The sequence below is a fragment of the Rhizobium arsenicireducens genome, from assembly GCF_964021225.1.
Map to the genome: position 1 here is coordinate 2,831,617 of NZ_CAXHYK020000001.1, position 23,740 is coordinate 2,855,356.

A 23,740-nucleotide genomic window follows, 5' to 3' on the forward strand; every position below is an offset into this window, starting at 1 on the left:
TGCGCGACGCCGGACGCTTTGGCAGGCCGGCGCGCTTGTATTTTTTCCTCATCACGCCATGCTGTAAGCTATGTTTAGTGATGCTTTGAAAAGGTCCAGTGCATGTACCGCGCCGTGACACGCGACATCGAGGTCAGTGTCGAACCCTATTACCTGGAGGAGCAATCCGATCCGGAAGACAGCCGCTATGTCTGGGGCTATCGCATCGTGATCGCGAACCACTCCGCGGCATCCGTTCGCCTCATGCACCGCTACTGGAACATCACCGACCAGAACGGCCAGGTCGACGAAGTGCACGGGCCGGGCGTTATCGGCGAGCAACCGCGCCTGAGACCCGGCGATACCTATGAATATTCCTCGGGCTGCCCGCTCGACACGCCGTCTGGTATGATGTTCGGGCATTACCAGATGGAATCCGATGACGGCGAGATCTTCGACGTCGCCATACCGGCCTTTTCGCTCGATGCACCGGGAATGCTGCGCGTGCTGAACTGACAACGGCAGGGCCTTCGCCCTGCCGTCACCCTATTTCACATTCTCGCCCTTGCTCAGGCGTTCACGACTTCCGCCGCCTCGTAGCGATAGGTGGTCGAGCAGAACTCGCAGGTCACCGTAATGGCGCCATCCGTCTGGCTGGCATCGATCTCTTCCTGAGAGAAGCTCGACAGCACGCCCTTGATCTTTTCGCGCGAGCAACTGCAGCGATCGTAGACGGCGTGAGGCTCGTAGACCCGAACGCCGCGCTCGTGGAACAGACGGTAAAGCAGCCGTTCCGCGCCGATTTGCGGATCGGTCAGCTCGTCGGCGTCGATCGTGTCGACCAGCATGCGCGCTTCCGCCCAGGCATCGTCGTCCGAGTGCGGTCTCTCTCCATTGTCGCCATCGCCGCCATGCAGGTCGGAATGGCGTATGCGCTCCGGTGCCTCGGGCAGGAACTGCGCGATCAGCCCGCCGGCCCGCCAGGTGCGGCGCGGCCGACCTTCCTCGTCGCGATCGAAGAACTCGGCGGCACCGAGGCGAACCCGCGTCGGGATCTGCTCCGACTGGCGGAAATAGACCCCGGCGATGTCCTCGAGCGAGGCGCCGTCGAGCGGCACGATGCCCTGATAGGGCTGCATGAAATTGCCCTGGTCGATGGTGAGCGCCAGCACGCCCGCACCCAGTAGCTGTTCAGGCGAGGTGAGACCGGCAGCGACCGCTTCCGCCAACCGCTCCTCGTCGAAGCGGGCATAGGCTCGGACGTTTTCCGGCGAGGCGAAGTCGGCGACCAGCAGGTCGACCGGACCGTCGCTCTTGGTCTGCACGGTGAACTTGCCCTCGAATTTCAGCGAGGTGCCTATCAGCACCGTCAGCACGATCGCCTCGGCCAGCAGCCGGGCTACCGGCTCGGGATAGTCGTGGCGCGCGAGAATGGTATTCAGCAAGGGACCGATCTGCACGGCGCGACCGCGCACGTCGAGCCCCTCCACCTGGAAGGGCACAACCCGGTCATCACCGGCGAAACCGAATTCGCCAAGCTCGGCAGGCCTGTTCGTCATCATTTCACTCCTGGCGCCTTGGCGCTCGAACATAGCGAGGCGCAAGGCCTCTTTTTCAACGGCACACATGGGAACCGGACGGAAAAAGATCAAGCGTGGCAAGAGGACAGGCCTCGCCGCGCAATCCGTCCCCCTTTTTGCGCCGGCGTTGATCAGATAGCGCCGAGGCACCACGCCAGGATGGACTTCTGGGCATGCAGACGGTTTTCCGCCTCGTCGAACACGACCGACTGAGGGCCGTCGATCACCTCGTCGGTCACCTCCTCGCCGCGGTGGGCGGGCAGGCAGTGCATGAACAGCGCGTCCGGGGCCGCCTGCTTCATCAGCGCCGCATTGACCTGGAACGGCTGAAAGACATTGTGGCCGCGCGCCTTGTGTTCCTGGTTCATCGAGATCCAAGTATCGGTGACCACGGCATCCGCACCGGCAACGGCGCGCTCCGCGTCATGGCACAGCATGATCTCGCCGCCATTGTTGCGCGCCCAGTTGAGGATCTTGTCGTCCGGCTCGGAACCAAGCGGCACGGCCATGTTCATCCGGTAGCCGAAACGGGCCGAGCCCTCGACCAGTGAATGCAGGACATTGTTGCCGTCGCCGGTCCAGGCAACGGTCTTGCCTTTGATCGGGCCGCGATGTTCCTCAAAGGTCATCACGTCGGCCATGATCTGGCAAGGGTGGGTGCTGTCGGTCAGCGCATTGATCACCGGCACCGTGGCGTGCTCGGCCATTTCCAGCAGGCGCGAATGATCGGTGGTGCGGATCATGATCGCGTCGACATAGCGCGACAGGACCTTGGCCGTGTCGCCGATTGTTTCGGCGCGGCCGAGCTGCATTTCGGTGCCAGACAGAAACAGCGTCTCGCCGCCGAGCTGGCGCATGCCCACATCGAAGGAGACGCGGGTGCGGGTCGACGGCTTTTCGAAGATCATCGCCAGCATCTTGCCGGCAAGCGGCTTTTCTGCCGCGCCGGCCTTGGTCGCCTGCTTGCGGGTTTTCGCGTCCTCCAGGATCAGCCGGAGGTCGGGTGCCGTCATGGCGGAGAGATCGAGAAAATGCTTCGGAGATGCCATTCTTGCTTACCTGCCCTAGTTCGATGACGCCGATGCGAGCTTGCTATGCAAATGCTCGGCCGCCTGTTCGATACGCTTCAGCCCCTCCCGCGCCTCGTCGACGGTGACGATGAGCGGAGGCAGAAGGCGAATGACATTGTCGCCCGCGGGAACGCCGAGAACATGTTCCTCGCGCATTGCCATCAGCAGGTCGGTGTTCGCCACCTTGGCCTTGATGCCGAGCATCAAGCCCTCACCCCGGATTTCCTCGATGATGTCGGGATAACGATCCTTGAGCGAGGCGAGACCCTGGCGGAAGATCAGCGCAACGTCGCGTACATGGTCAAGGAAGCCATCGGCCAGCACGACGTCGAGCACGGCATTGCCAACAGCCATGGCGAGCGGATTGCCGCCATAGGTCGAGCCATGGGTACCCGCCTTCATGCCACTGGCCGCTTCTTCCGTCGCAAGGCAGGCGCCGAGCGGGAAACCACCGCCGATGCCCTTGGCGACGGCCATGATGTCCGGCGTGATGCCTGCCCATTCGTAAGCGAACAACTTGCCGGTACGGCCGACGCCGCACTGGACCTCGTCAAGGACAAGCAACAGGCCGTTGTCGTCACAGATCTGGCGCAGCGCCCGCAGGAATTCATTGGAAGCGGCGCGCAAGCCGCCCTCGCCCTGCACCGGCTCGATCAGGATCGCGGCCGTTTCCTCGGTGATCGCCGCCTTGACCGCATCCAGGTCGCCGAACGGGACCTGGTCGAAGCCGGGCGCCTTCGGGCCGAAGCCCTCCAGGTATTTCTCCTGGCCGCCGGCCGCAATGGTGGCGATCGTCCGGCCATGGAAGGCGCCTTCGAAGGTGATGATATGGAAGCGCTCGGGATGGCCCTTGACGAACTGATAGCGGCGCGCCGTCTTGATCGCACATTCGAGCGCCTCGGCGCCCGAATTGGTGAAGAAGACCCGATCGGCAAACGTCGCCTCGGTCAGGCGGCGACCGAGCGTCTCCTGGCCAGGAACGTCATAGAGGTTTGACAGGTGCCAGACCTTGCCGGCCTGCGTCGTCAGTGCCTCGATCAGATGCGGATGGGCATGGCCGAGCGAATTGACCGCGACGCCAGCTGCGAAGTCGAGATAGCGTTCGCCACCCTCGGTCAGGAGCCAAACACCCTCTCCTCGCTCGAACCGCAAGGGCGCGCGCATATAGGTCTGATAGAGGGGCGAGGCTTCGACCATGATAAAACACTCCTTCGGGAGGGCTTGACGGGACTACGGATGCTTCTGATTTCGCGGGCGACCGCGGCCCCAAAAAATCAAAAATGCCGCCTTGCGGCGGCGGGGGCACTATCAGCATTTCGGCCTTGCCTGTCAACGAAACAGCGCGCCGCACCTGAATTTTCGACCGCGCAGGCAAGACGATCGAGACTCGACCAAAAGCACGGACGCGACGCGCCAGGGTAGCAAGTTGGGGAAAACTCCAAAATCAATTCGCGATGATTCGCCCAACTCTTGTCACGGAGTCAGCCCGGCACTAGGTTAACAGTCAATAAAGAAACTGCATGCGGCGGAACCAGTCACCGACAGTATCGAGGCGGGTTTGTTTCGGATCATTCCGAAGCAAGGGTGAACGATTCTGCCATCATGCATCGCGAGCGGCGGAGAGATAACGGCATGAACTGGACGGATGAACGCGTCGAGAAACTGAAGCGCCTTTGGGCCGAAGGCTTGAGCGCGAGCCAGATCGCAGCACAACTAGGCGGCGTCAGCCGCAACGCCGTCATCGGCAAGGTTCACCGGTTGAACCTTCCGGGCCGAGCCAAGGCCGGCGGCAATTCCGCGGCGACGCGGGCCGCAAAGCGCCCGGCATCGGAACCGCGCACGCCGAGCTATGCTTCGCGCGTCACGACCCGCACGGTCACCCGCGCCGCTGGCGCCAACATGCTCAAGGAAGAGGTCGAGATCGACGGCGTCGAAGAGATCAAAATCTCCCCGGCCGGCAATGTCATCCTGCCGATCTCGCGCAAACTGGTACTGACTGAACTCACCGAGCGCACCTGCAAATGGCCGATCGGTGACCCGATGAAGGACGATTTCCACTTCTGCGGCTGCGAATCCGCCGACGCCTCGCCCTATTGCAGCTACCACGCCAAAATGGCTTACCAGCCGGTTGGCGAGCGTCGCAAGGCAGCCAATTCGGCAGCGCGCTGAGCGCTGTCTCTCCCCGCATCGAAACGCAAAACGGGCCACAGAGGCCCGTTTTTTGTTTGACTGCCAGAAACGGCCCAGCCGTCAGGCTTCCATCGAATAACCGGCGCCGCGGACCGTACGAATGACGTCCTGCGAATTGGCAAAATTGAGCGCTTTGCGCAGGCGCCCTACGTGTACGTCGACGGTGCGCTCATCGACATAGATGTCGTGCCCCCAAACCCCGTCCAGCAATTGCGAACGCGAGAAGACGCGGCCGGGCGATGCCATCAGGAACTCCAGCAAGCGGAATTCTGTTGGACCGAGTCGCACTTCCCGGCTCTTGCGGTGGACGCGATGCGTTTCGCGGTCGAGTTCGATGTCGCCGCAACGGAGCACGCTGGACAAGACTTCCGGACGGGCGCGCCGCAGCATGGCCCTGACGCGCGCCATCAGTTCCGGTGTCGAAAACGGCTTGACGACATAGTCGTCCGCCCCGGTCGCAAGTCCGCGGACACGCTCGCTCTCTTCGCCACGCGCCGTCAGCATGATGATGGGCAGGCGCTCGGTTTCAGGACGCATGCGCAGACGACGGCAGAGCTCAATTCCGGATACGCCCGGCAGCATCCAGTCGAGGATCAGGAGGTCGGGGACCCGCTCCTGCAGGCGAAGTTCCGCTTCGTCACCCCGTAATATCGTTTCGACCTCGTAGCCCTCCGCCTCGAGATTATAGCGCAGGAGTACGCTCAGGGCTTCCTCGTCCTCGACGACAGCGATCTTTGGCAGCATCGGTATCGATAACCTTTCGAATGCGGTCGGATTACTCGGTGATGGCGCCGACGGAAGAGGTCAAGTCATCCTTCGGGCGCTCGCCTTCGGGCTGGGCACCCGTGGCCATGTAATAGATCGTCTCGGCGATGTTGGTCGCATGGTCGCCGATGCGCTCGATGTTCTTGGCGCAGAAGAGAAGATGGGTGCAACTGGTGATGTTGCGCGGATCTTCCATCATGTAGGTCAGCAGCTCGCGGAACAGCGAGGTGTACATGGCGTCGATTTCCTCGTCCCGGTCGCGGATGGATTTCGCCTTTTCTGCCGACCGGGTGTTGTAGACGTCGAGCACTTCCTTGAGCTGGATAAGGGCCAGTTCGCTCAAGTGCTCGAGACCGCGGGCCAGCTTTCGCGGCACGCCGGTCGTCTGAATGGCCATGACGCGCTTGGCATTGCTCTTGCCGAGGTCGCCGACCCGTTCCAGGTCGTTGGCGATGCGCAGCGCGCCGATGATCTCGCGAAGGTCAGCTGCGACCGGCTGGCGGCGCGCGATGGTGACGATCGCCTTGTCGCCGATCTCCAGCTCGGCGGCATCCATCAGCACGTCGTCGGAAATGACCTTCTGTGCCAGCGCCGCGTCGGAGTTGACCAGCGCACGCACGCTGTCGGCCACCATCTGTTCGGCAAGGCCGCCCATCTCGGTGATGCGGCGCATCAGGTATTTCAGTTCTTCGTCATAGGCCGTGTAGATATGCGATGGCGACATGTTCGTTGTCCTTGAATTTGGTATCCGCCCGGAAGGAAGCGCCGGCTCAGCCGAAACGGCCCATGATGTAGTCCTGGGTACGCTGATCGTCCGGATTGGTGAACATCTTGTCCGTGTCGTTTTCCTCGACCAGCAGGCCAAGGTGGAACATTGCGGTGCGCTGCGACACGCGGGCGGCCTGCTGCATCGAGTGGGTAACGATGACGATGGTAAAGTTGGCGCGCAGTTCGTGGATCAACTCCTCGACCTTGGCGGTCGCGATCGGGTCGAGCGCCGAGCAGGGTTCGTCCATCAGGATCACTTCCGGGCTGACGGCAATCGCGCGGGCAATGCACAGACGCTGCTGCTGGCCACCGGAGAGGCCGGTGCCGGACTCCTGCAAGCGGTCCTTGACCTCGTTCCACAGACCCGCCTTCTGCAGGCTGGTCTCGACGATCTGGTCCATGTCGGCCTTGTTGCGGGCCAGACCATGAATGCGTGGGCCGTAGGCAATGTTTTCGTAGATCGACTTCGGGAACGGGTTCGGCTTCTGGAAGACCATGCCGACACGGGCACGCAGCTCGACCACGTCGATCGAAGGATCGTAGATATCCTGATCATCAAGTGTGATGCTGCCGGTCATCCGGCATCCGTCGATTGTATCATTCATGCGGTTGAGCGTCCGCAGGAATGTCGACTTGCCACAACCGGAGGGACCGATCAGCGCCGTCACGGTGTTGAGCCTGATACCCAAATTCACGTCGAAAAGGGCACGCTTTTCGCTGTAATAAACTGAAACGTCTTTTCCGACCATTTTAAATTTAGCGTCAGTCATCTTCTTATCCAGCGCCTGTTCAACTGCTGCTTCCGACATCACGTTCATAAGCCTTACTCCATCTACCATCGGCGCTCAAAACGCTGCCGGAGGAAAATTGCGATGCCATTCATGAGCACCAGAAAGCCCAGGAGAACGAGAATCGCGGCGGACGTCCGGGCGACGAAACCTCGTTCCGGACTGTCGGCCCAGATATAGATCTGGGTCGGAAGGGCGGTCGAGGCTTCGAACAGTCCGTCCGGTGGGCTTGTGATGAAGGCGTTCATGCCGATCAACAAAAGCGGCGCCGTTTCGCCGAGCGCCTGGGCAAGGCCGATGATCGTGCCGGTCATGATCGTCGGCATCGACAATGGCAGGATGTGATGGAAGATCGCCTCGTGTTTGGATGCGCCGACGCCGAGCGCTGCCTCCCGGATCGACGAGGGGACGGATTTTAGCGAGGCACGGGTCACGATGATGATCGTGGGCAGGGTCATCAACGACAGCACAAGCCCGCCGACCAAGGGAGCCGAACGGGGCAGGCCAAACCAGCCGAGGAACACCGCGAGGCCTAGCAGACCGAAGACGACCGAGGGCACGGCGGCAAGGTTGTTGATGTTGATCTCAATCAGGTCAGTGAACTTGTTCTTAGGCGCAAATTCCTCGAGATAGATGGCTGCGGCAATGCCGACCGGCAGGCTGATTACGAGACATACCAGCAGCAGCCAGAAAGAACCGGATATCGCGCCGGCCAAGCCAGCCAGCTCTGGAAACCGACTGTCGGAATTGAAGAACAGGCCCCAGTTGAACGGCCGGGAAATAACACCGCTGGACACGAGTTGGTCATACCATCCGATCTGCTGATCGTTCACCCGGCGCTGGTTGGCCGGCGTGTTACGGTCGATCTCGCCCTTGGAAAGCTGATCAAGAGGGTCTGACAAGGGGATCAAATAGGTGTGCTTCTTCTCCAGCAGCGACGGATTTGCCATTACCGCATCGCGCACCAGGAACGGCGCCGAGGAAGTGAACATGTTGAAATAGTCGCGCTCATCCGAGCGCGGCAACTCGCCGATCCGTTCGCGCATCGCGTCCCGCACCAGATTGCGCCAGTTGGCGCCCATGAGATCTTCGCGGTCGAGTTCCTGCGAGGAAAGATCGATCTCGATCGAGACCATGGTCTGGGTAAAGGCCTTGTAGCCGGTGAACGTCAGGGTACCGATCAGCAGGGCCAGAAAGCCGAGGGCGAAGGCAATAGCGACCATACCATAGATCTGCAGCCGACGATCGGCGGCATAGCGCCTTTTCCGCAGGGACTTCATGGCATCCGACTGCCAGTCGATGCCGCGCGAACCGGAAGTAGCTTCAATGGACATCAGTACTTCTCCCGATATCTGCGAACAGTTTGCAATGCGATCAGGTTGAGGCCCAGGGTGATGATGAAGAGAACCAGGCCGAGCGCGAAGGCGGCCAGCGTCTTCGGATTGTCAAACTCCGAGTCGCCAATCAGCAAAGTGACGATCTGCACGGTAACCGTGGTGACAGAATCGAACGGATTGAGGGTCATCTTGGCAATGAGACCGGCCGCCATGACGACAATCATGGTTTCGCCGATCGCCCGGCTGAGAGCCAGAAGCACGCCACCAACGATGCCGGGGAGAGCCGCTGGCAAGAGGACCTTGCGGATTGTCTCGCCCTTGGTCGCGCCGAGCGCATAGGATCCGTCGCGCATGGCGCGGGGGACAGCGGCAAGGGCGTCGTCGGAGAGCGACGAGATAAACGGAATGATCATCACACCCATGACGGCGCCGGCAGCCAGCGCGCTGTTCGGCGCGGCATCCAGGCCCATGGCTATGCCAAGCGATCGAACCAGGGGCGCAACAGTCAGGACGGCGAAGAAGCCGTAGACGACCGTCGGGATACCCGCGAGGATTTCCAGCAGCGGCTTAACCACTGCGCGAAAGCGATGATCCGAATATTCCGTGAGATAGATGGCGGAAAGAATGCCGGTCGGCGTTGCAACAATCATTGCAAGGCCGGAAATGACGAATGTACCAAACAGCACGGGGATCACGCCGAAAGCGCCTACACCCGCAACCTGGTCGGCACGCAGGGCAATCTGCGGCTCCCAGCGCAGGCCGAAGAGAAACTCGGTGACCGGAACCTTGGCGAAGAATTGCATGGCCTCGAACACCAGAGAGCCGACGATGCCGGCAGTCGTCATGATGGCGACCAGCGACGAGAACATCATGAAATAACCGACCGAACGCTCGACACTGTGGCGCGCGCGATACCGCGGCGAAATCACCCTCATCCCGAAGAACGCGCCAATCGCCATAAAGGATGCCACGACGGCGATGATGGCGATATTCGCGATGTTTCTGAGAGACTTCATGTGCTCGACGGCCGCAAGAACCTCGGGCGTCGGTTCCTTGAAGAGGTTGCCGGAGGCAACCTGCCTAATCTCGCTAATCAGAATGGATTTCCTCGCGCCTTCGAGCGCTTCGGATCCGGGCACCGACGCGAGAACGAGCATGTCGATGATGCTGTCCTGTCCGAGAAGCCAAAGGATGAGGAAGATGAAGGCGGGAATTCCCGTCCAGATCGCGGCATTCAGACCGTGGTAGATCGGTCGCGAGTGAACTTTCACCTGCGCGCCGGAATAGATCGACTTTGCCCGCGCCGTGGCGAAATAGGCCACGACAACCGCCGCAAGTGCCATCATACCAAACAGATAGCCCGACATAACGCCCCCAATCAAAACAAGGAACGGCTGCCCGCCATGATGGCGGGCAGCCTTATAGAGAGGGCCGATTACGAGCCGAACTTCTTGCCTTCGATGACAGCCTTCTGAACTTCCTTGAGAAGTTCCGGTGCAAGCGGGGTGAGACCGCGCTCGGCCATGTAGCCGTCGGCACCGAGAGCCGCATCAGAAACGTACTCTTCGAGGAATTCCTTCATGCCCGGGATAACGTCGCGGTGGGCGTTCTTGACATAGAAGAACAGCGGACGGGCAACCGGGTACGAACCATCAGCAATGGTGTCGAAGGTCGGTTCGACGCCATTGACGTGTACACCCTTGAGCTTGTCGGCGTTTTCGTAGAGGAACGAATAGCCGAAGATACCGAGCGAGTTCGGATCGGATTCGAGACGCTGAACGATGAGGTTGTCGTTTTCGCCAGCTTCAACGAACGGACCGTCCTGACGCATGCGCGAGCAGACCTCGTTCCACTTCTTTTCGTCGGCCTTCTTCAGGTCGGCCATGCCCTCGAGCTTGCCGCAACCGTCATGCATGACGAGTTCGACGAAAGCATCGCGGGTACCGGAGGTCGGCGGGGGGCCGAAAGCGACGATGTTGATGGCCGGCAGCGATGCGTCAACGTCAGACCACGTCTTGTTCGGATTGGCGACGAAACCACCCTTGCCATCCGGAAGTTCGGCGGCCAGCGCCTTGAAGATCTGCTCTTCGGTCAGGTTCCAGTCGGCGGCATTGGCACGCGAAACGGCGATGGAAAGACCGTCATAACCGATCATGGCTTCGGTGATGTCGGTCACACCGTTGTCGGTGCACAGCTTGACTTCCAATTCCTTGATGGCGCGCGAAGCGCCGGTGATGTCAGCGAAGTCAGGGCCGATGCCGCCGCAGAACGCCTTGAAACCGCCGCCGGTACCGACCAACTCGACAACCGGAGCCGGCTTACCGGACTTGTTGGCAAATTCTTCAGCCGCAGCCTGAGAGTAAGGGAACACGGTCGAGGAACCGGTTACCTTGATCTGGTCACGAGCAACTGCAACGCCTGCGAAGGCGACCGAGGCAACAAGGGCTGCTGCCGAAAGTTTCAAAACGTTCATCTGGAATTCTCCCGTTATTGGGCTGTTGGGTCGATGCGACCATGTTCAGCGGTGACCGCCGAAGATCAGCACGCTGTTCATAGCGGCCCTTCCCACAAGCTTTTATGTCAGTTCGATGAAACATTTGTGACAATTCATCTCTTTGATTTTGTTTGTATATTCCAAACGATTTCCGCAATTTCCGGATTTATATGTCAAAAACGGACGGTAAACTCGGTTCCCTGGTCGATTTCCGACTTCACGATGAGCCTTGCCCGGTGACGCGTGAGGATGTGCTTGACGATCGCCAGGCCCAGTCCGGTCCCCTTTTTCGAGCGACTGTCGGTCACGCTCACCCGGTAAAATCGCTCTGTCAGGCGCGGCACGTGCTCGGACGGAATTCCGGGTCCGTGGTCGATGACGCTGACCTCCACCGAGCCGCCACCCGGATTGCGAACATGAACGTCGACGGTCTTGCCTTCCTGCCCATATTTGCAGGCGTTCTCAATCAGGTTTTCGAAAACCTGGACCAGTTCATCCCGATCCCCGAGAACCTCCACCTTCTCCTGCGGCATATGCAGGCGGATCTCCACATCCAGTTCCGCGGCCAGCGGCGCCAGGCTGTCGCGGACATGGCCTATGACGGGCACGAGATCGACCATCTGGTCGGGCGCGAGATGAGCCTTCAGTTCCAGGCGGGACAACGAAAGCAGGTCATCGACGAGGCGGCTCATCCGGTTCGCCTGTTCGAGCATAATGGTGAGAAACCGCTCCTGGGCCTTGGGGTCGCCGCGCGCCGGGCCCTGCATGGTCTCGATGAAACCGCGTAGTGAAGCCAGCGGCGTGCGCAGTTCATGGCTGGCGTTGGCAACAAAATCGCTGCGCATCCGATCGATCCGGCGCAGTTCGGAAATATCCTTGAACGACAAGAGGAACAGGTCCTCCTTCGCGCCTTCGATATGCAGCGGCGAGGACCGCACAATATAGACGCGCTCGGAGGGAAGTCGTTCGGAGTGCTCGATCTGGTTCGGCTCGTCCGTGGCGATCGTCTCACGCACCATGTCCAGGACGCCGGGGGAGCGGAAGCGCGCCGAGATATGCAGGCCCGGCTCCAAAGCGCCGAAGGCTTTCTCGGCGGCAGGGTTCTGATCACGTAGCGCCGCATCACGGCCTAGGACGAAAACCGGCAGGTCTATGGCGTTCAGAACCGCCGCGACGACCTGTCCTGTGCCCTCAACTTCCTCGGCGGCAACGGATTCGGCGGCGACCGCGGGCCGGCTACTCTGGGTTTCTTCCCCGCTTCGCAACAGAATTGCCAGGACGGAAAGCGCGAAAAGAATGCCTGCGAATGCCGGCTGCGCTCCCGAAAGATAGGCGGCGAGCGAAACCAGCGCAGCGGCGGCAAGATAGATCCAGCCGGAAACCATTCGCCACATCAGAAGCTCGCCAGCCAGTCGTTTTTCCACTCAAGATCCCTCTGCCCTCCGTGCCTGCAACCGAATACGAACCTGCCATCCTAGCGATGATTCATGACAGATGTTTGCCAACCTTGCCATCGTTCGTCAGGGATTTCCGCACGAAGCCGCTTGCCACGGATATCAGCAAGGGCTTGAATTCGTGCGGCAAATATGTCCTCACTGACATTGCCGGCACGCGCTGCGGCAAGCAGGAGAAGAGCGATGGACATGGAAATCGAAAGCCGGATCGTCGAACTGACGCTCGACGGAGAGAAACGCAGGTTCGACATCGACGACCCGAAATTGCCGAAATGGATCGATGACAAGTCCCTGGCCTCCGGCAGTTTCCCTTATGACAAGAAGATGGATGAGGAAGAATACGAGGATCAACTCAAGGACGCGCAGATCGAACTTGTGAAACTGCAGTTCTGGCTGCAGCGGACAGGCCAGCGTTTCATGGCGCTTTTCGAAGGGCGCGATGCCGCCGGCAAGGGCGGCACGGTCAAGAACATCCTTGCTTACATGAATCCGCGCTCCGCCCGAGAGGTGGCACTGCCGAAGCCGACGGAAACAGAACGCGGTCAATGGTATTTCCAGCGCTATGTCAGCCATTTTCCGACCGCCGGAGAATTTGTGCTGTTTGACCGCTCCTGGTACAATCGCGCTGTAGTCGAACCCGTCAACGGTTTCTGCACAACCGAGCAATATGAGAAGTTCCTCGCGGAGGCACCGCGCTTCGAGAGGCTGATCGAGCAGGACGGGATCCACTTCTGCAAATTCTGGCTGAATATAGGCCAGGAGATGCAAATCGAGCGTTTCCACGACCGCCGGCACGATCCACTGAAGATATGGAAACTGTCGCCCATCGACATCGTCGCGCTCGGCAAGTGGGACGAGTACACCGAAAAACGCGACCGCATGTTGAACGAAACACACACCGCCTACGCCCCGTGGACGATCGTAAAGGCCAATGACAAACGCCGGGCCAGACTCAACGTCATCCGGCACATCCTGCGCTCCATGGATTATGACGGAAAAGACGATGGCAAGGTCGGCAAGCTGGATCCGAAAATCATCGGCTCAGGCCCGGATTTCCTCAACGGAAAGCAGAAATGAGCGGCCGGGCGATCACTCGCCCGGCAGGATGCGCACGGAATAGAGGTTGACGCCGCGTCCCGTGCCACCGAGGTCTCCGTTCAGCAGCAGTTGGCCGGACGTACCGGGGGCCATGGCGCGCTCGAACGATACCCGGAAAAGCACATCTGTCTTTTCCGGGTTCACTGTGAAGCGGTGGCGTGCGCAATCACCGAGACGACCGAAATCGCAGGAGACCGATATCTGCACCGGCTTGTCGTCTGCCGATTGCAGGGTGAGCGCGATGGTCGAGGTCCGTCCCGCCATTTCCCGCAAGATATCTGTCGGAACCGTGATTTCCGCACTGCCATCGGCATCGGCACTGCGGGAAACGATCTGTATGGCCGTCCCGTCGCTCGCGGCCACGACATCCACCAGTGCATTGCCGCGGGCTCTGATCGCGGAAATCTGCTTGGGCTCGAACACCTGGATCCAGCTGTCGGAAAAACCGCTCTGAGCGTCGAGCGTGCGTGGTGCGGCCGAAGATTCCGCTGTCGGCTCCGTGGTCGCATCGGCGCCAGTGAAATCCTCGTCCTCGGCACGCGGCGGCGGATTGGGAACGCTTGTGTCACGTTCCTCCACCGACAGCATTATACCTGATGTATAGATCCACCACGCGCCCATACCCAAGGTGGCAAAGACAACGGACAGGATAAAGAGGCGCGAGTAGAGACCGCGCCGCGGCTTGCGAGGGCGCATAGGCGCCTCGGCGCGAACCTCGAGCACACGGTCGACCTCATCGCCCGGCGGAAGAGGATCGGGCCGGCCGACGGCCGGCTCGGCCCGGTGGTCGCGGGACGCGGTCAAACCCTGGTCGACCGCGGCCGACGGCGGGGCTGCGTGCAACTTGTCGACGATCGGCGGCTCGGCACGGGGTGACGGCGCGCCGGGCGGAACGGCTTGCGCAACCGTGGGAGGAACGGGGGCCGCTGCTCCGGTCTGACGCGTCGGCGTGTCCGCGGCACCGACGGCATGGTCGAGGCGATGGCGTTCTTCCTGCTCGATCGCATGGATCAGCGTCTCGAGGCGATGGCGCTGTTCGGCGACCGTTTCAGGATCGTTGACGTTCTGCTTGCGCAACCCACTTTCCAGCGCCTGGCGCGCCGACTGATAGATCCGGGCGCGGGTCTCCGCATTGGTGCGGTCCGAGCGCTCGAGAGCGTTTCTGATTGCCGTTTCCAAACCGTTCAAAGGCGATCCTGCTCCTGCCGGCGGCGACATCGCGCCCATGGTTCCATGCTCTTGACAATTCGGTAGCGGCTGGAGGCGCGATCCGCAAGCCCTGCCGCCGTGGTTACGCCGGATACGCAGAAGAAAGTGGCGATCACGAGGACGGTCCGCATTCGGGCCTTTGATCAGGGGAACAATATCGAGCCGAAGGATGGCGGCGCGTCTGCCTCAAACCCTGCAGTCGGTCTTTCCCTCGCGCTTGCATTCTGCTAGTTTATTGACGTTTCCGTAAACGTAATATCTAGTGAGGTTTCCATGGCTCTTCCGCCGGTCCTTTCCGAACATCTCAGGCTTCCGGTGGTGGCCTCGCCACTGTTCATCATCTCCCATCCCGCGTTGACGCTGGCGCAGTGCAAGGCCGGCATCATCGGCTCCTTCCCGGCGCTCAACGCCCGCCCGGAGGCCCAGCTGGACGAATGGCTGGCGCAGATGACCGAGGAACTGGCGAGCCACAATGCCAAAAACCCGAAGCGCCCGGCCGCGCCCTTCGCCGTCAACCAGATCGTCCACCCCTCCAACAAGCGGCTGGAGCATGATCTGACGATGTGCGTGAAATATAAGGTGCCGATCGTCATTTCCTCGCTCGGCGCCGTGCCGGAAGTCAACGCCGCCGTGCATTCCTATGGCGGCATCGTGCTGCACGACGTGATCAACAACCGCCACGCCAATTCGGCGATCCGCAAGGGCGCCGACGGCCTGATCGCGGTTGCCACCGGCGCCGGCGGCCATGCCGGCACGCTGTCGCCCTTCGCGCTTATCCAGGAAATCCGCGAATGGTTCGACGGGCCGCTGCTTTTGGCCGGTGCGATCTCAACCGGCAGCGGCATTCTCGCCGCCCAGGCGATGGGCGCCGACATGGCCTATATCGGCTCGCCCTTCATCGCCACGACCGAGGCGCGGGCGTCTGACGCCTACAAGCAAGCGATCGTCGAAGCCCATGCCAACGACATCGTCTATTCCAACTATTTCACCGGCATCCACGGCAACTACCTGAAGTCGTCGATCATCGCCGCCGGTATGGATCCGGACAACCTGCCGGTCGCCGATCCGTCGAAGATGGATTTCGACAAGGCGACCACCGGCGCCAAGGCCTGGAAGGACATCTGGGGTTGCGGCCAGGGGATCGGCGCGGTCAAGGCGGTGGAACCGGTCGCCGCCGTCGTCGATCGGCTGGAGAGCGAATACAAGGCCGCCCGCGCCCGCCTCGCCCTCTGAGACGCACTTCGACGTCCGCAGCCGTGGAAGCGGGAAAACCGCAAGCGCCGAAATTCCCGGCTTGAAATTCCGGCGCGATGCCTGTATCAGCGCCTCCAGATCAACGAACCGCACGCGTTGCGGTTCGCGTTGGCCGCTTTAGCTCAGGTGGTAGAGCACATCATTCGTAATTACCGGGTCCGCTCGGGAATGATGTTCGAAGCCAGTGGGTTGGAGCGTGAAGGAATAAAATAGTAGGGCGATAGTAGGTTGCCCTGCGCTTGGTGAGCCGCTTTAGCTCAGGTGGTAGAGCACATCATTCGTAATGATGGGGTCGCAGGTTCGAGTCCTGCAAGCGGCACCACTCCCCCAATGTCCAGCCCGGATACTTAGAGTATCCGTTTTGATCAAGCGGGTTTTGGGATCCATTTCCTGTTGTTTCGCAGAAGTGCGTTTGCCAGGAGGATGAGCTTTCGCATGATGGCTGTAATGGCGACCTTGGGTGGCTTTCCTGTTTTGACGAGGTCGTCGTATTTTGCCTTGAGATCTGGGTTGAAGCGGCAAGCGACGAGGGCGGGCATGTAGAGCGCGTGGCGGACGATGGCCCTGCCGCCAGCAATGAAAGCGCGTCCGGTCCATCGTCCGGACTGGCGGCTCACCGGCGCAAGACCGGAGAGTGCGGCTGCGGCTTTCTCATCCAGTTCGCCCAGTTCAGGCATCTCGATGAGAAGTGTAAAAGCCGTGACCTGTGACACGCCCGGAATTGAGACGAGGATGTCGAACCTAGCCTTGCGGGATGCGTCCTCGGCAATCAAGGCCATGATGGCTTCGTCCACGGCCTTGATCTGGCGCTCGATCTGCCTGAGCCTTTCGACGTTGTGTTTCTTCAGCAGCGGGCTGGAAAGGTTCTTGGCCCTGTTCTTCGCGGCGGTCCTGTCTTTGACGAGCGCCAGCCGCGCCATATGCAACTCTTTCAGATCATTATGGTCTTGTGTATTGGCCTGCAGGATGCGCGGTTCAAGAAGCGTCCCGTAGCGGGCCAGCAGTTCGGCATCGATCCGGTCCGTCTTGGCAAGCCTGCCGGTGGCTTCGCAAAAGCGCCGGGCAAGGCGGGGATTGACCTTGGAGAGCGGCAAGCCATTTGCGGCCATGAAGCGCTCGAAGGCCTTGTGGTAGGGGCCGGTGGGTTCATAGACGATGCGCTCCACGCTCTTTGCGCCGATCCATTTGAGAATGGCCGCAAAACCCTTGCGGTCATTGCCCACCCTCAAGTTTTGACCGTCTGGCAGGCTGTGCAGGTCGATATGGTCTTTCGAGATGTCCGCGCCGATGGTAATATCCGTCATCTTTTCCGCCTCCTATGCTTGTCATCCGAGCCCGAAACTCGGGTATCCGTTCAGGACGATTGGAAAAGATGGGGGCGATCACACTCTAGCTCGGCCCGGCACTCGATGAATGGCGGCCTGCATTTCCACGATCCGTCCCCCATCGCCGGAAGAGGATGGCCGTCCTCTCCGGCGCTTCCTTATCTCACGAAGAAGCACAAATAGTCATAAGACAAGCAATTCATGATTTGACGGAAGCATAGCCAGCGTTGGCGAGATAGTTCGCGCATTCGTCGGGGTGGATTGTTTCAACCAGCGTGCCGATGTGACGCCAGGTGTCGTCAATGGTGCGCTTTTGGGCGAGCCGCATCCAATGTTTGATCTTGGAAAAGGCCTGCTCGATCGGATTGAGATCGGGCGAGTAAGGCGGCAGGAACCAGAGCCGCGCACCGGCGGCTTTGATGCTCTGACGGATGGCCGGCGACTTGTGACTGCCGAGATTGTCCATGATGACGATATCACCGGGCTTTAGGACGGGAACCAGTTGCTGCTCGACATAGGCGCGAAAGCACTGGCCGTTGATCGGCCCGTCGAAGACGCAAGGCGCTGTCATGCCATCGTTCCTCAACGCACCGAGGAAGGTCAGCGTGCGCCAGTGGCCGTGTGGCGTGAACCGATCCGGTCGCGCGATAGCGCTGCGACCACTTCACCACCGAAGAGACGGCGACTTCGAAACGCGCAGCCATTGCACGACTGCTTTCGCCGCTCAACACCGCTGCAACAACGCGCTCACGCAGATCATTCGATAATGGTGCGGTCATGAGATGCTGGCCTCCATCCAGCCAGCACCAGTGAATCAGAACAAAGGTGTTTTGGGAATCCGACCCGATTCAAAAAAGGACGGAAAGGCTCTAGGTTGGCCACGCAGCTTCGGGCCGACCAGGCCAATTCGACGGAAGAGCGGTAGCGGGATACGCTAGAATTTAGCTACTTGCTCGGCATGAAAGTTCCAGAATGCCTCGGAAAAATGGTCCAGCAGAGTGGATGTCGGCCGGTTCGAAGGCTTTACTTCGAGGAATCCGGCCTCGACGGAGGGGCGGAACGGCCGCATAACCGCGCCGCGACCGCTGAACTCACATGCTGAGGTCGGGTCGATGATGGCTATTCCTGATCCTTCGCTCACCAGGGTCAAGGCCGTGTGAGAGAGGCGGACTTCAATGGCGGTCGAGCGCTGGATGCCGGCAAGCGCGAGATCGACGCGCATAGAAAACAAGGATCCGGACTCCAACGAGATCATGCGTTGATCCAACAGATCGTGCGGCTCAATAAAAGCCTTTCGCGACAACGGATGATCTGTGGGAAGCGCCGCCACGGCGTCCAGAGGGCAATTGCGGATGGTGAGGCCCGGCCTGTCCAAGGGCCCCTCCGCATAGCCAATGTCGGCCTGCCCCGACATCACCGCTTCCGTGACCATCACCGACGGCATGCTTCGCAGCGATGCCCGCACGTCAACCTTGTCGCGGAGAAAGCGGGCAAGGAAGCGGGGTAGGATGCCGATGCCCAACGCGGGCATGGCAGCGATCCGCAAACTGCCGGCGGACTGGCGGGCGATATCGCCCACCGCCGTTGCTATCTGATCCAGCCCAGCGAAGGCGCGATCGACCGCCTTCATCAACGCGATGGCCTCCTGGGTCGGGATGACACGGTTTCCCTGTCGGATGAACAAGCGCAGCTTCGTCGTGTGCTCGAATTCACGGATCAGTCGGCTGACGGCGGGCTGCGTCACGGTCAGCAGTTCCGCCGCCGCCGTCACCTTGCCCGTCAACATGACCGCTCGAAACGCTTCTACCTGTCGCAGATTCATGAGCCACCATAAGATTCAGTAATTCTTGGCGTTCGATTTCGAATTTTACAACTACGCTTTTTGCGTGCAATCCATCAACAGATTAATCGTTTTGGATCCTATCAAGGTGCTCGATTGTTGAACCGTACCATCTCTACCCATTTTGATCATTTCACCGTCAAGTACCTCGTCGCCTCCGGGTTTATGGGGCTCGCGAATGGTAGCTTCGACGCTGTTTTCAACTTTTTCCTAGCGACAAAAGGGCTAAGCAAGGCCGAAGTCGGAACGATTTATTCCATTTCAATGGTTGGGATGTCGATTGCGGTTATCCTACAGGGTATGGCCTCCCGCCGATTTGGCTTGCGTCTGGTTCATCGTGTCGCCGCACTTCAGTTTGCGCTTGCCCTGTTCGTTATCCCCTTTTGTGGGACGGTTTTGACAACAGGTCTAGTGTTGAGCGTAGTGTCGGGGGGATTCGTCGGCATGCTTTCGACAGGAGCTGCGATCTTTGGGAATCGCGTTGCCCCGGACGCGCGTGTCCGGTTGTTCAGCGCGTTCTTCGTCTCCTATTTAGGTTGCGCGATGGTTGGATCGCTGGCCGCCGCCGGCTTCGCCAATATATCGCTCTGGTCCGCCCAAGGGACCTATATCGCCGTGCTCTTAGCCGCCGGCGTTCTGGCGCTGATCATGTGTTTCTTCCGCGAAACCTCGATCGGCATGAACCCGATGGAATTGCCGCAACGGCATAACGCGGTGCAGGGAAGCGCCCGCCCGGACTGGTTTCCGCTGTCGACGCTGTTTGCTGCCTCCTTCATGATGGGTGGCTCAATCCTGCTGGTTTTCCGGTTCTCCAATCTCATTTTCACGGACGTCTATCAGATGTCGGTCGGCGACACGGCAGTGGTCCTAGGGGTTGAAAAGCTCTTCGCGTTGGCCGGAGCCCTGGTGGCACCGGGCCTCAAGCAGCGCGTTTCTCACCGCTTGTTAATCGGCACTTTGACTGTTGTCGCCGTGGCATCGCTTTTGCTGCAGGCCGCATTGCCGACCTTGGGTTTGTTCCTGCTCGGCTACTTCCTGCGCATTACGCTCAACTACACAACGATGCCGATCCTCGACGCTGTAAGTATTTCGGCCTTCACCAAGGGTCAGTCCATCGTTTCAACCAGCACGCGTCAGCTCGCCTTCTATGCCGGCGGCGCGGTTGCCGCGATCGCCTATGGCGCGCTTTTGCAGGCTGGTGACGCCGCATCTGCGGTGGCGCTAGCTGCAGTCATGGCAGCTCTGGGCGGAGCCCTACTTCTCCTGGTGCGCGAGCATTTACCGGTAGCCGGGGACTCGCCAGCCGAAGAGTCGCCAACGGCAAGCGCTCGGACGTGAGCAGTTGGCCCTGAAACACGAGAATGCCGGAGGAAAACAATGAAGCATCTACTGTTTGTCGCAGGTTTTGGTGGCCCCCCCCTGGACTTCGGGCTGCCCCGAGTTCAAGGCTCTTGGAAAGCTGCATGTTCTTTATTCTGACACACTGGCGAAATCCAAAATCGAGGCGATCGGTAGACACGCGGATGTCCAGCTTGCTCGACCGTTCGGCAGTGAAGCCGAGCTGGAGCAGCATATCCTGGAGGCGATCGATAGCTATCGTATCGACGCCGTTCTGACCCTCGACGAATTTTCGATCGGCCCAGTGTCGCGGTCCGCGCACGAGCGCGGCCTTCGCGGCGCCGGCCCTCATATTCATCTGGCGCGCAACAAATGGGCAATGCGCAACGCATTCGAGGCTGCCGGGGTACGTAATCCTCGCTTCCGTCGGGTCCGAAATTTGCACGACCTTGAAACCGCCGCCGCTGATCTGCGCCTGCCGGCCGTGCTGAAACCCACGGAAGGGGCGGCCTCCATCGGCCATACCATCCTACGGACAGGCGACAACCTGCAAATCGTCTGGGAACATGGCAGTGCGTTCCTGCACACGCTCGCGACTGGGCGAACAGTGGGGGCAATAGAGGGCTTTTCCGAACCGGAATTCATTCTGGAGGAGTTTATTGAAGCATCAACAGCCTCCTGGTACGACGATGCCACCTTTGGCGATTTGGTCAGTGTCGAGGGGTTAGTGGTCAGGGGCGTCTACCACCCGATCGCCGTCACCTCAAAATATCCGCTGGCGCCCCCCTTCACCGAAGTCGGACAGATTACGCCTTGCGTACTGCCTCTAGCCAAGCAGTTGCCGATCGTCGATTTCGCCCGACGCGCGGTGGACGCGCAGCAGCTCGACACCTGTGCTACGCACACCGAGATGAAGTTGCAGGCAAATGGCGAGCTCTGCATGGTGGAATCGGCGGCCCGCACGCCAGGTGCGCTGATGACACGGCAAATCCTTGAGGTTTTCGGTGTCGATATGATCGACCTGCTCAGCCGGGCACTATTGGGTGAAACGATTGACGTACCAGCCCTCCAGTACCAGCCGGTCCATGGCGCGGCCGGACCAGTTGCCATCATCAGCCTCACGCCCGGGGGCGAGCCCTGGCGGCATTATCCCAGGATCAACAAAGCACTTGACCTCCGGAGCTATCTCAACCCAGCCGTGGAGTTCGAGATTGCCTGGGGAAGCGATTACGAGGACGGCGAACCCGTCAAACCCTATGATCCCAAACTTGGAACGCCCAATTACATCGCCAATGTCTTTCTGAAGGCGCCGACTGTGGAGTTGCTGATCGAAGCGCAACAAGTCCTGATGAACCAATCCGAGCACATCTTCGCGGCCCAGAGTTGGAGACCGGCACTGGCCCTGAAGACGACCTGAGCGAAGCGCCCTCACCACATCAAACTACAAGAGCCATCCCCGCAACAGGGGAGCGGCACCCGCCAGGGGTACGCCGTCGGGGGAGTCATTTCTTTCGCGTCCTGCAAGGTCGCGGCTTTGGCAACAGAGGAGAAGCTGAAATGAATGTTCAACATTTCGCGGAAAACGATGACAGGGGCGGAGCCGTCAACGGCGAGACAAGCCTTCTACTACCCGTCGGTGGCGCCCCATACTGGACCCAAGCAGAAATTGACAGCCCGGGAGGAGCCCCACTTGCCCCTTGGGCTAGGGCCAGCCTGAAGGCATTCCGGCAGGTGGTCTCGAATCCGGATTTCCCCTGCACATTCGCGACGACGTCGGAACAGCAGGAGCAGTTGGTCTACGCCTTTGTTGAAACCACTTACGAAGCTAAGGACATCACCGTTATTCGCAAGGCGATCATCAAGTATCTGGATGCCTTGGACGGGATGCCTCAGAAAAAGGCCGATTATCATGTGCTGGTAATATTTGTCAGTCCGGTTCCCGGGTACTCGCTGGCGCATTACGCTGAAATGACCCAGAAGTTGCTCCAATCGCTGCACGAAAGCGATGTCGCGCCTTGGCCGGCTGAAGTTCCCACGGATGAGGACGATCCGCACTGGTCGTTTGCCTTTGCCGGCCGTGCGCTGTTCGTCAATGTCTCCACACCGGCCAATATAGCTCGCCATTCCCGCAATCTTGGTCCCAGCATGACCTTGATGATCTCGCCGCGCGACGTGTTTGACCGCGTCGCCGGACCGACGGACAAAGGGCGCAAGGTGAGATCCATCATCCGTGCCCGCACCGAGGCCTTCGATAAGGGGCTTGCCTTCGCCCCTTGGAGTTCTTTTGCCTATGGTCAGGGTGCAGTTGGAACGGAGAGATCTCAGTATATCCTATCCGATGACAATGAAACTCCGATAAAACTCTCGATCCAGCAATGTCCTTTTAAATGAATAAAGCATATTTGGAATGGTAGATTCGATTTCTACTAAAATATAAATCCGGAATAACCACGTTGAAGGCGGTTTCTCATGTTGAATTTTGACGAACTTTCGCAATTCAACCGTAATGGATACACGGTTTTGGATAGTATTATCCCTAACGATGTTTTGGAGGACATTCAGCGCGCCGCCCGTCAGATGTCCGAGACCGAACCTTTGCGATCCTCGTGGAACGAACGATCGTGCTTCCGTCGGGAAGCGTTTTGCCGTCTGCTCGATGCGCCGGAATTGATCGAACTGGCGGTCCAACTCATCGGAGAGGATGTGCAGTTGCTCCAGTTCGATATGTTGCGGACTCGTTCGGGCGATGCGGAGCCGGAATGGCATCGCGACGTCGAATTCGCGGCGGGCAAGACCCTCGCGGTCAGCATCGCGATCTACCTGCAGGATACGCCGGCCCGTGCCGGTCCGTTGCGGCTGGTGCCTGGCTCTCACCGGCAGGACGACGGCCCGCCCCGATCGCTAGGTGATCTGGAGGGGGGAATTGCGGTTCCGGTACCGGCGGGGGCGGCTGTAGTGCATGACGCGGCTCTCTGGCATGCCGGAACTATTGACGGTCCTTCAGTCGATTGTTGGGCGCTGTTCCCTATTTTCGGGAAGTTTTGGATCAAGCGCCGGGACCTCGGATGCACCCAGCCGCCGCCAGCGCGCATTCTCGGCCTGACGGATCCATTGAAGCGGCAATTGCTTGGTTTCGCGCTTCGCCCCGGTGTCCAATCCTATCTTGGAGATCCTGATCAATATAACCGACGCGGTGATCCAGGGCTCGATTTCGCGCAGCATTCGTAGGCGGTCAAAGATTCGCAACAGGG

At 60.1% G+C, this 23,740-nt stretch carries 21 protein-coding genes, 1 tRNA gene and 1 pseudogene; 9 read left to right on the forward strand and 14 right to left on the reverse strand.

All coding sequences use genetic code 11. From position 1 onward, the window contains the following. Positions 1-102 precede the first annotated feature (102 nt). Entirely contained in the window at positions 103-495 is a 393-nt protein-coding gene (gene apaG, locus ACWPVA_RS14090; RefSeq protein WP_454288285.1) for a Co2+/Mg2+ efflux protein ApaG, read from the forward strand. Positions 496-548: 53 nt separating this feature from the next. On the opposite strand, the gene ACWPVA_RS14095 is transcribed toward apaG, so the two are convergent. The 3 genes from ACWPVA_RS14095 to ACWPVA_RS14105 form a co-directional block, all read right to left on the reverse strand. After that, positions 549-1,538 (reverse strand): Hsp33 family molecular chaperone, encoded by a 990-nt coding sequence (locus ACWPVA_RS14095; RefSeq protein WP_454288286.1) that lies wholly within the window; start codon positions 1,536-1,538, stop codon positions 549-551. A gap of 152 nt (positions 1,539-1,690) precedes the next feature. Further along, positions 1,691-2,608: an ornithine carbamoyltransferase gene (gene argF, locus ACWPVA_RS14100; RefSeq protein ID WP_454288287.1), complete on the reverse strand. Its 918-nt coding sequence runs from the start codon at positions 2,606-2,608 to the stop codon at positions 1,691-1,693. Between the two features lie 15 nt (positions 2,609-2,623). Continuing rightward, on the reverse strand, positions 2,624-3,826 hold the full coding sequence (locus ACWPVA_RS14105) for an acetylornithine transaminase (RefSeq protein WP_454288288.1): 1,203 nt from the start codon (positions 3,824-3,826) through the stop codon (positions 2,624-2,626). 435 nt (positions 3,827-4,261) lie between these two features. Between ACWPVA_RS14105 and ACWPVA_RS14110 the strand changes: the two genes are divergently transcribed. Further along, positions 4,262-4,798: a GcrA family cell cycle regulator gene (locus ACWPVA_RS14110; RefSeq protein ID WP_454288289.1), complete on the forward strand. Its 537-nt coding sequence runs from the start codon at positions 4,262-4,264 to the stop codon at positions 4,796-4,798. Between the two features lie 81 nt (positions 4,799-4,879). On the opposite strand, the gene phoB is transcribed toward ACWPVA_RS14110, so the two are convergent. The 7 genes from phoB to phoR all read right to left on the reverse strand — a co-directional run bounded on the left by phoB (position 4,880) and on the right by phoR (position 12,365). Continuing rightward, positions 4,880-5,563: a phosphate regulon transcriptional regulator PhoB gene (phoB, locus tag ACWPVA_RS14115; RefSeq protein WP_454288290.1), complete on the reverse strand. Its 684-nt coding sequence runs from the start codon at positions 5,561-5,563 to the stop codon at positions 4,880-4,882. 31 nt (positions 5,564-5,594) lie between these two features. After that, on the reverse strand, positions 5,595-6,308 hold the full coding sequence (gene phoU, locus ACWPVA_RS14120; RefSeq protein WP_454288291.1) for a phosphate signaling complex protein PhoU: 714 nt from the start codon (positions 6,306-6,308) through the stop codon (positions 5,595-5,597). A 46-nt stretch (positions 6,309-6,354) separates the two neighbouring features. Next, positions 6,355-7,170, reverse strand: a complete 816-nt coding sequence (pstB, locus tag ACWPVA_RS14125; protein ID WP_454288292.1) for a phosphate ABC transporter ATP-binding protein PstB — start codon at positions 7,168-7,170, stop codon at positions 6,355-6,357. A 14-nt stretch (positions 7,171-7,184) separates the two neighbouring features. Continuing rightward, entirely contained in the window at positions 7,185-8,474 is a 1,290-nt protein-coding gene (gene pstA, locus ACWPVA_RS14130; protein ID WP_454288293.1) for a phosphate ABC transporter permease PstA, read from the reverse strand. Further along, complete coding sequence (pstC, locus tag ACWPVA_RS14135; RefSeq protein ID WP_454288294.1) at positions 8,474-9,844, reverse strand: phosphate ABC transporter permease subunit PstC; 1,371 nt, start codon at positions 9,842-9,844, stop codon at positions 8,474-8,476. The genes pstA and pstC overlap by 1 nt, the downstream gene beginning before the upstream one ends. A gap of 68 nt (positions 9,845-9,912) precedes the next feature. Then, positions 9,913-10,950: a substrate-binding domain-containing protein gene (locus ACWPVA_RS14140; protein ID WP_454288295.1), complete on the reverse strand. Its 1,038-nt coding sequence runs from the start codon at positions 10,948-10,950 to the stop codon at positions 9,913-9,915. A gap of 194 nt (positions 10,951-11,144) precedes the next feature. Then, the gene (phoR, locus tag ACWPVA_RS14145; protein ID WP_454289596.1) at positions 11,145-12,365 is read right to left on the reverse strand and encodes a phosphate regulon sensor histidine kinase PhoR; all 1,221 of its coding nucleotides are present in this window, start codon (positions 12,363-12,365) and stop codon (positions 11,145-11,147) included. A 243-nt stretch (positions 12,366-12,608) separates the two neighbouring features. Between phoR and ppk2 the strand changes: the two genes are divergently transcribed. Beyond that, positions 12,609-13,502 (forward strand): polyphosphate kinase 2, encoded by an 894-nt coding sequence (gene ppk2 / locus ACWPVA_RS14150; RefSeq protein WP_454288296.1) that lies wholly within the window; start codon positions 12,609-12,611, stop codon positions 13,500-13,502. 12 nt (positions 13,503-13,514) lie between these two features. On the opposite strand, the gene ACWPVA_RS14155 is transcribed toward ppk2, so the two are convergent. Beyond that, complete coding sequence (locus tag ACWPVA_RS14155; RefSeq protein WP_454288297.1) at positions 13,515-14,711, reverse strand: hypothetical protein; 1,197 nt, start codon at positions 14,709-14,711, stop codon at positions 13,515-13,517. Between the two features lie 294 nt (positions 14,712-15,005). On the opposite strand from ACWPVA_RS14155, the gene ACWPVA_RS14160 reads away from it, so the two are divergent. Beyond that, entirely contained in the window at positions 15,006-15,965 is a 960-nt protein-coding gene (locus ACWPVA_RS14160) for an NAD(P)H-dependent flavin oxidoreductase (protein ID WP_454288298.1), read from the forward strand. A gap of 267 nt (positions 15,966-16,232) precedes the next feature. After that, positions 16,233-16,308: transfer RNA gene (locus ACWPVA_RS14165), tRNA-Thr, on the forward strand. 43 nt (positions 16,309-16,351) lie between these two features. Here the strand turns inward: ACWPVA_RS14165 and ACWPVA_RS14170 are convergent. The 3 genes and pseudogenes from ACWPVA_RS14170 to ACWPVA_RS14180 form a co-directional block, all read right to left on the reverse strand. After that, positions 16,352-17,290, reverse strand: coding sequence for an IS110 family transposase (locus ACWPVA_RS14170; protein ID WP_454286697.1), 939 nt, complete (start codon positions 17,288-17,290; stop codon positions 16,352-16,354). 220 nt (positions 17,291-17,510) lie between these two features. Then, positions 17,511-18,090, reverse strand: a pseudogene (locus ACWPVA_RS14175) (IS630 family transposase). 155 nt (positions 18,091-18,245) lie between these two features. Next, complete coding sequence (locus ACWPVA_RS14180; RefSeq protein ID WP_454288299.1) at positions 18,246-19,133, reverse strand: LysR family transcriptional regulator; 888 nt, start codon at positions 19,131-19,133, stop codon at positions 18,246-18,248. A gap of 117 nt (positions 19,134-19,250) precedes the next feature. Between ACWPVA_RS14180 and ACWPVA_RS14185 the strand changes: the two genes are divergently transcribed. From ACWPVA_RS14185 to ACWPVA_RS14200, 4 genes are all read left to right on the forward strand, one after another. Next, a complete protein-coding gene (locus ACWPVA_RS14185; protein ID WP_454288300.1) occupies positions 19,251-20,489 on the forward strand; it encodes an MFS transporter in 1,239 nt (412 codons plus the stop codon). A 55-nt stretch (positions 20,490-20,544) separates the two neighbouring features. Next, on the forward strand, positions 20,545-21,906 hold the full coding sequence (locus tag ACWPVA_RS14190) for an ATP-grasp domain-containing protein (protein WP_454288301.1): 1,362 nt from the start codon (positions 20,545-20,547) through the stop codon (positions 21,904-21,906). Between the two features lie 140 nt (positions 21,907-22,046). Continuing rightward, positions 22,047-22,880, forward strand: coding sequence for a YqcI/YcgG family protein (locus tag ACWPVA_RS14195; protein ID WP_454288302.1), 834 nt, complete (start codon positions 22,047-22,049; stop codon positions 22,878-22,880). 78 nt (positions 22,881-22,958) lie between these two features. After that, positions 22,959-23,717: a phytanoyl-CoA dioxygenase family protein gene (locus tag ACWPVA_RS14200; protein ID WP_454288303.1), complete on the forward strand. Its 759-nt coding sequence runs from the start codon at positions 22,959-22,961 to the stop codon at positions 23,715-23,717. Positions 23,718-23,740: the final 23 nt, after the last annotated feature.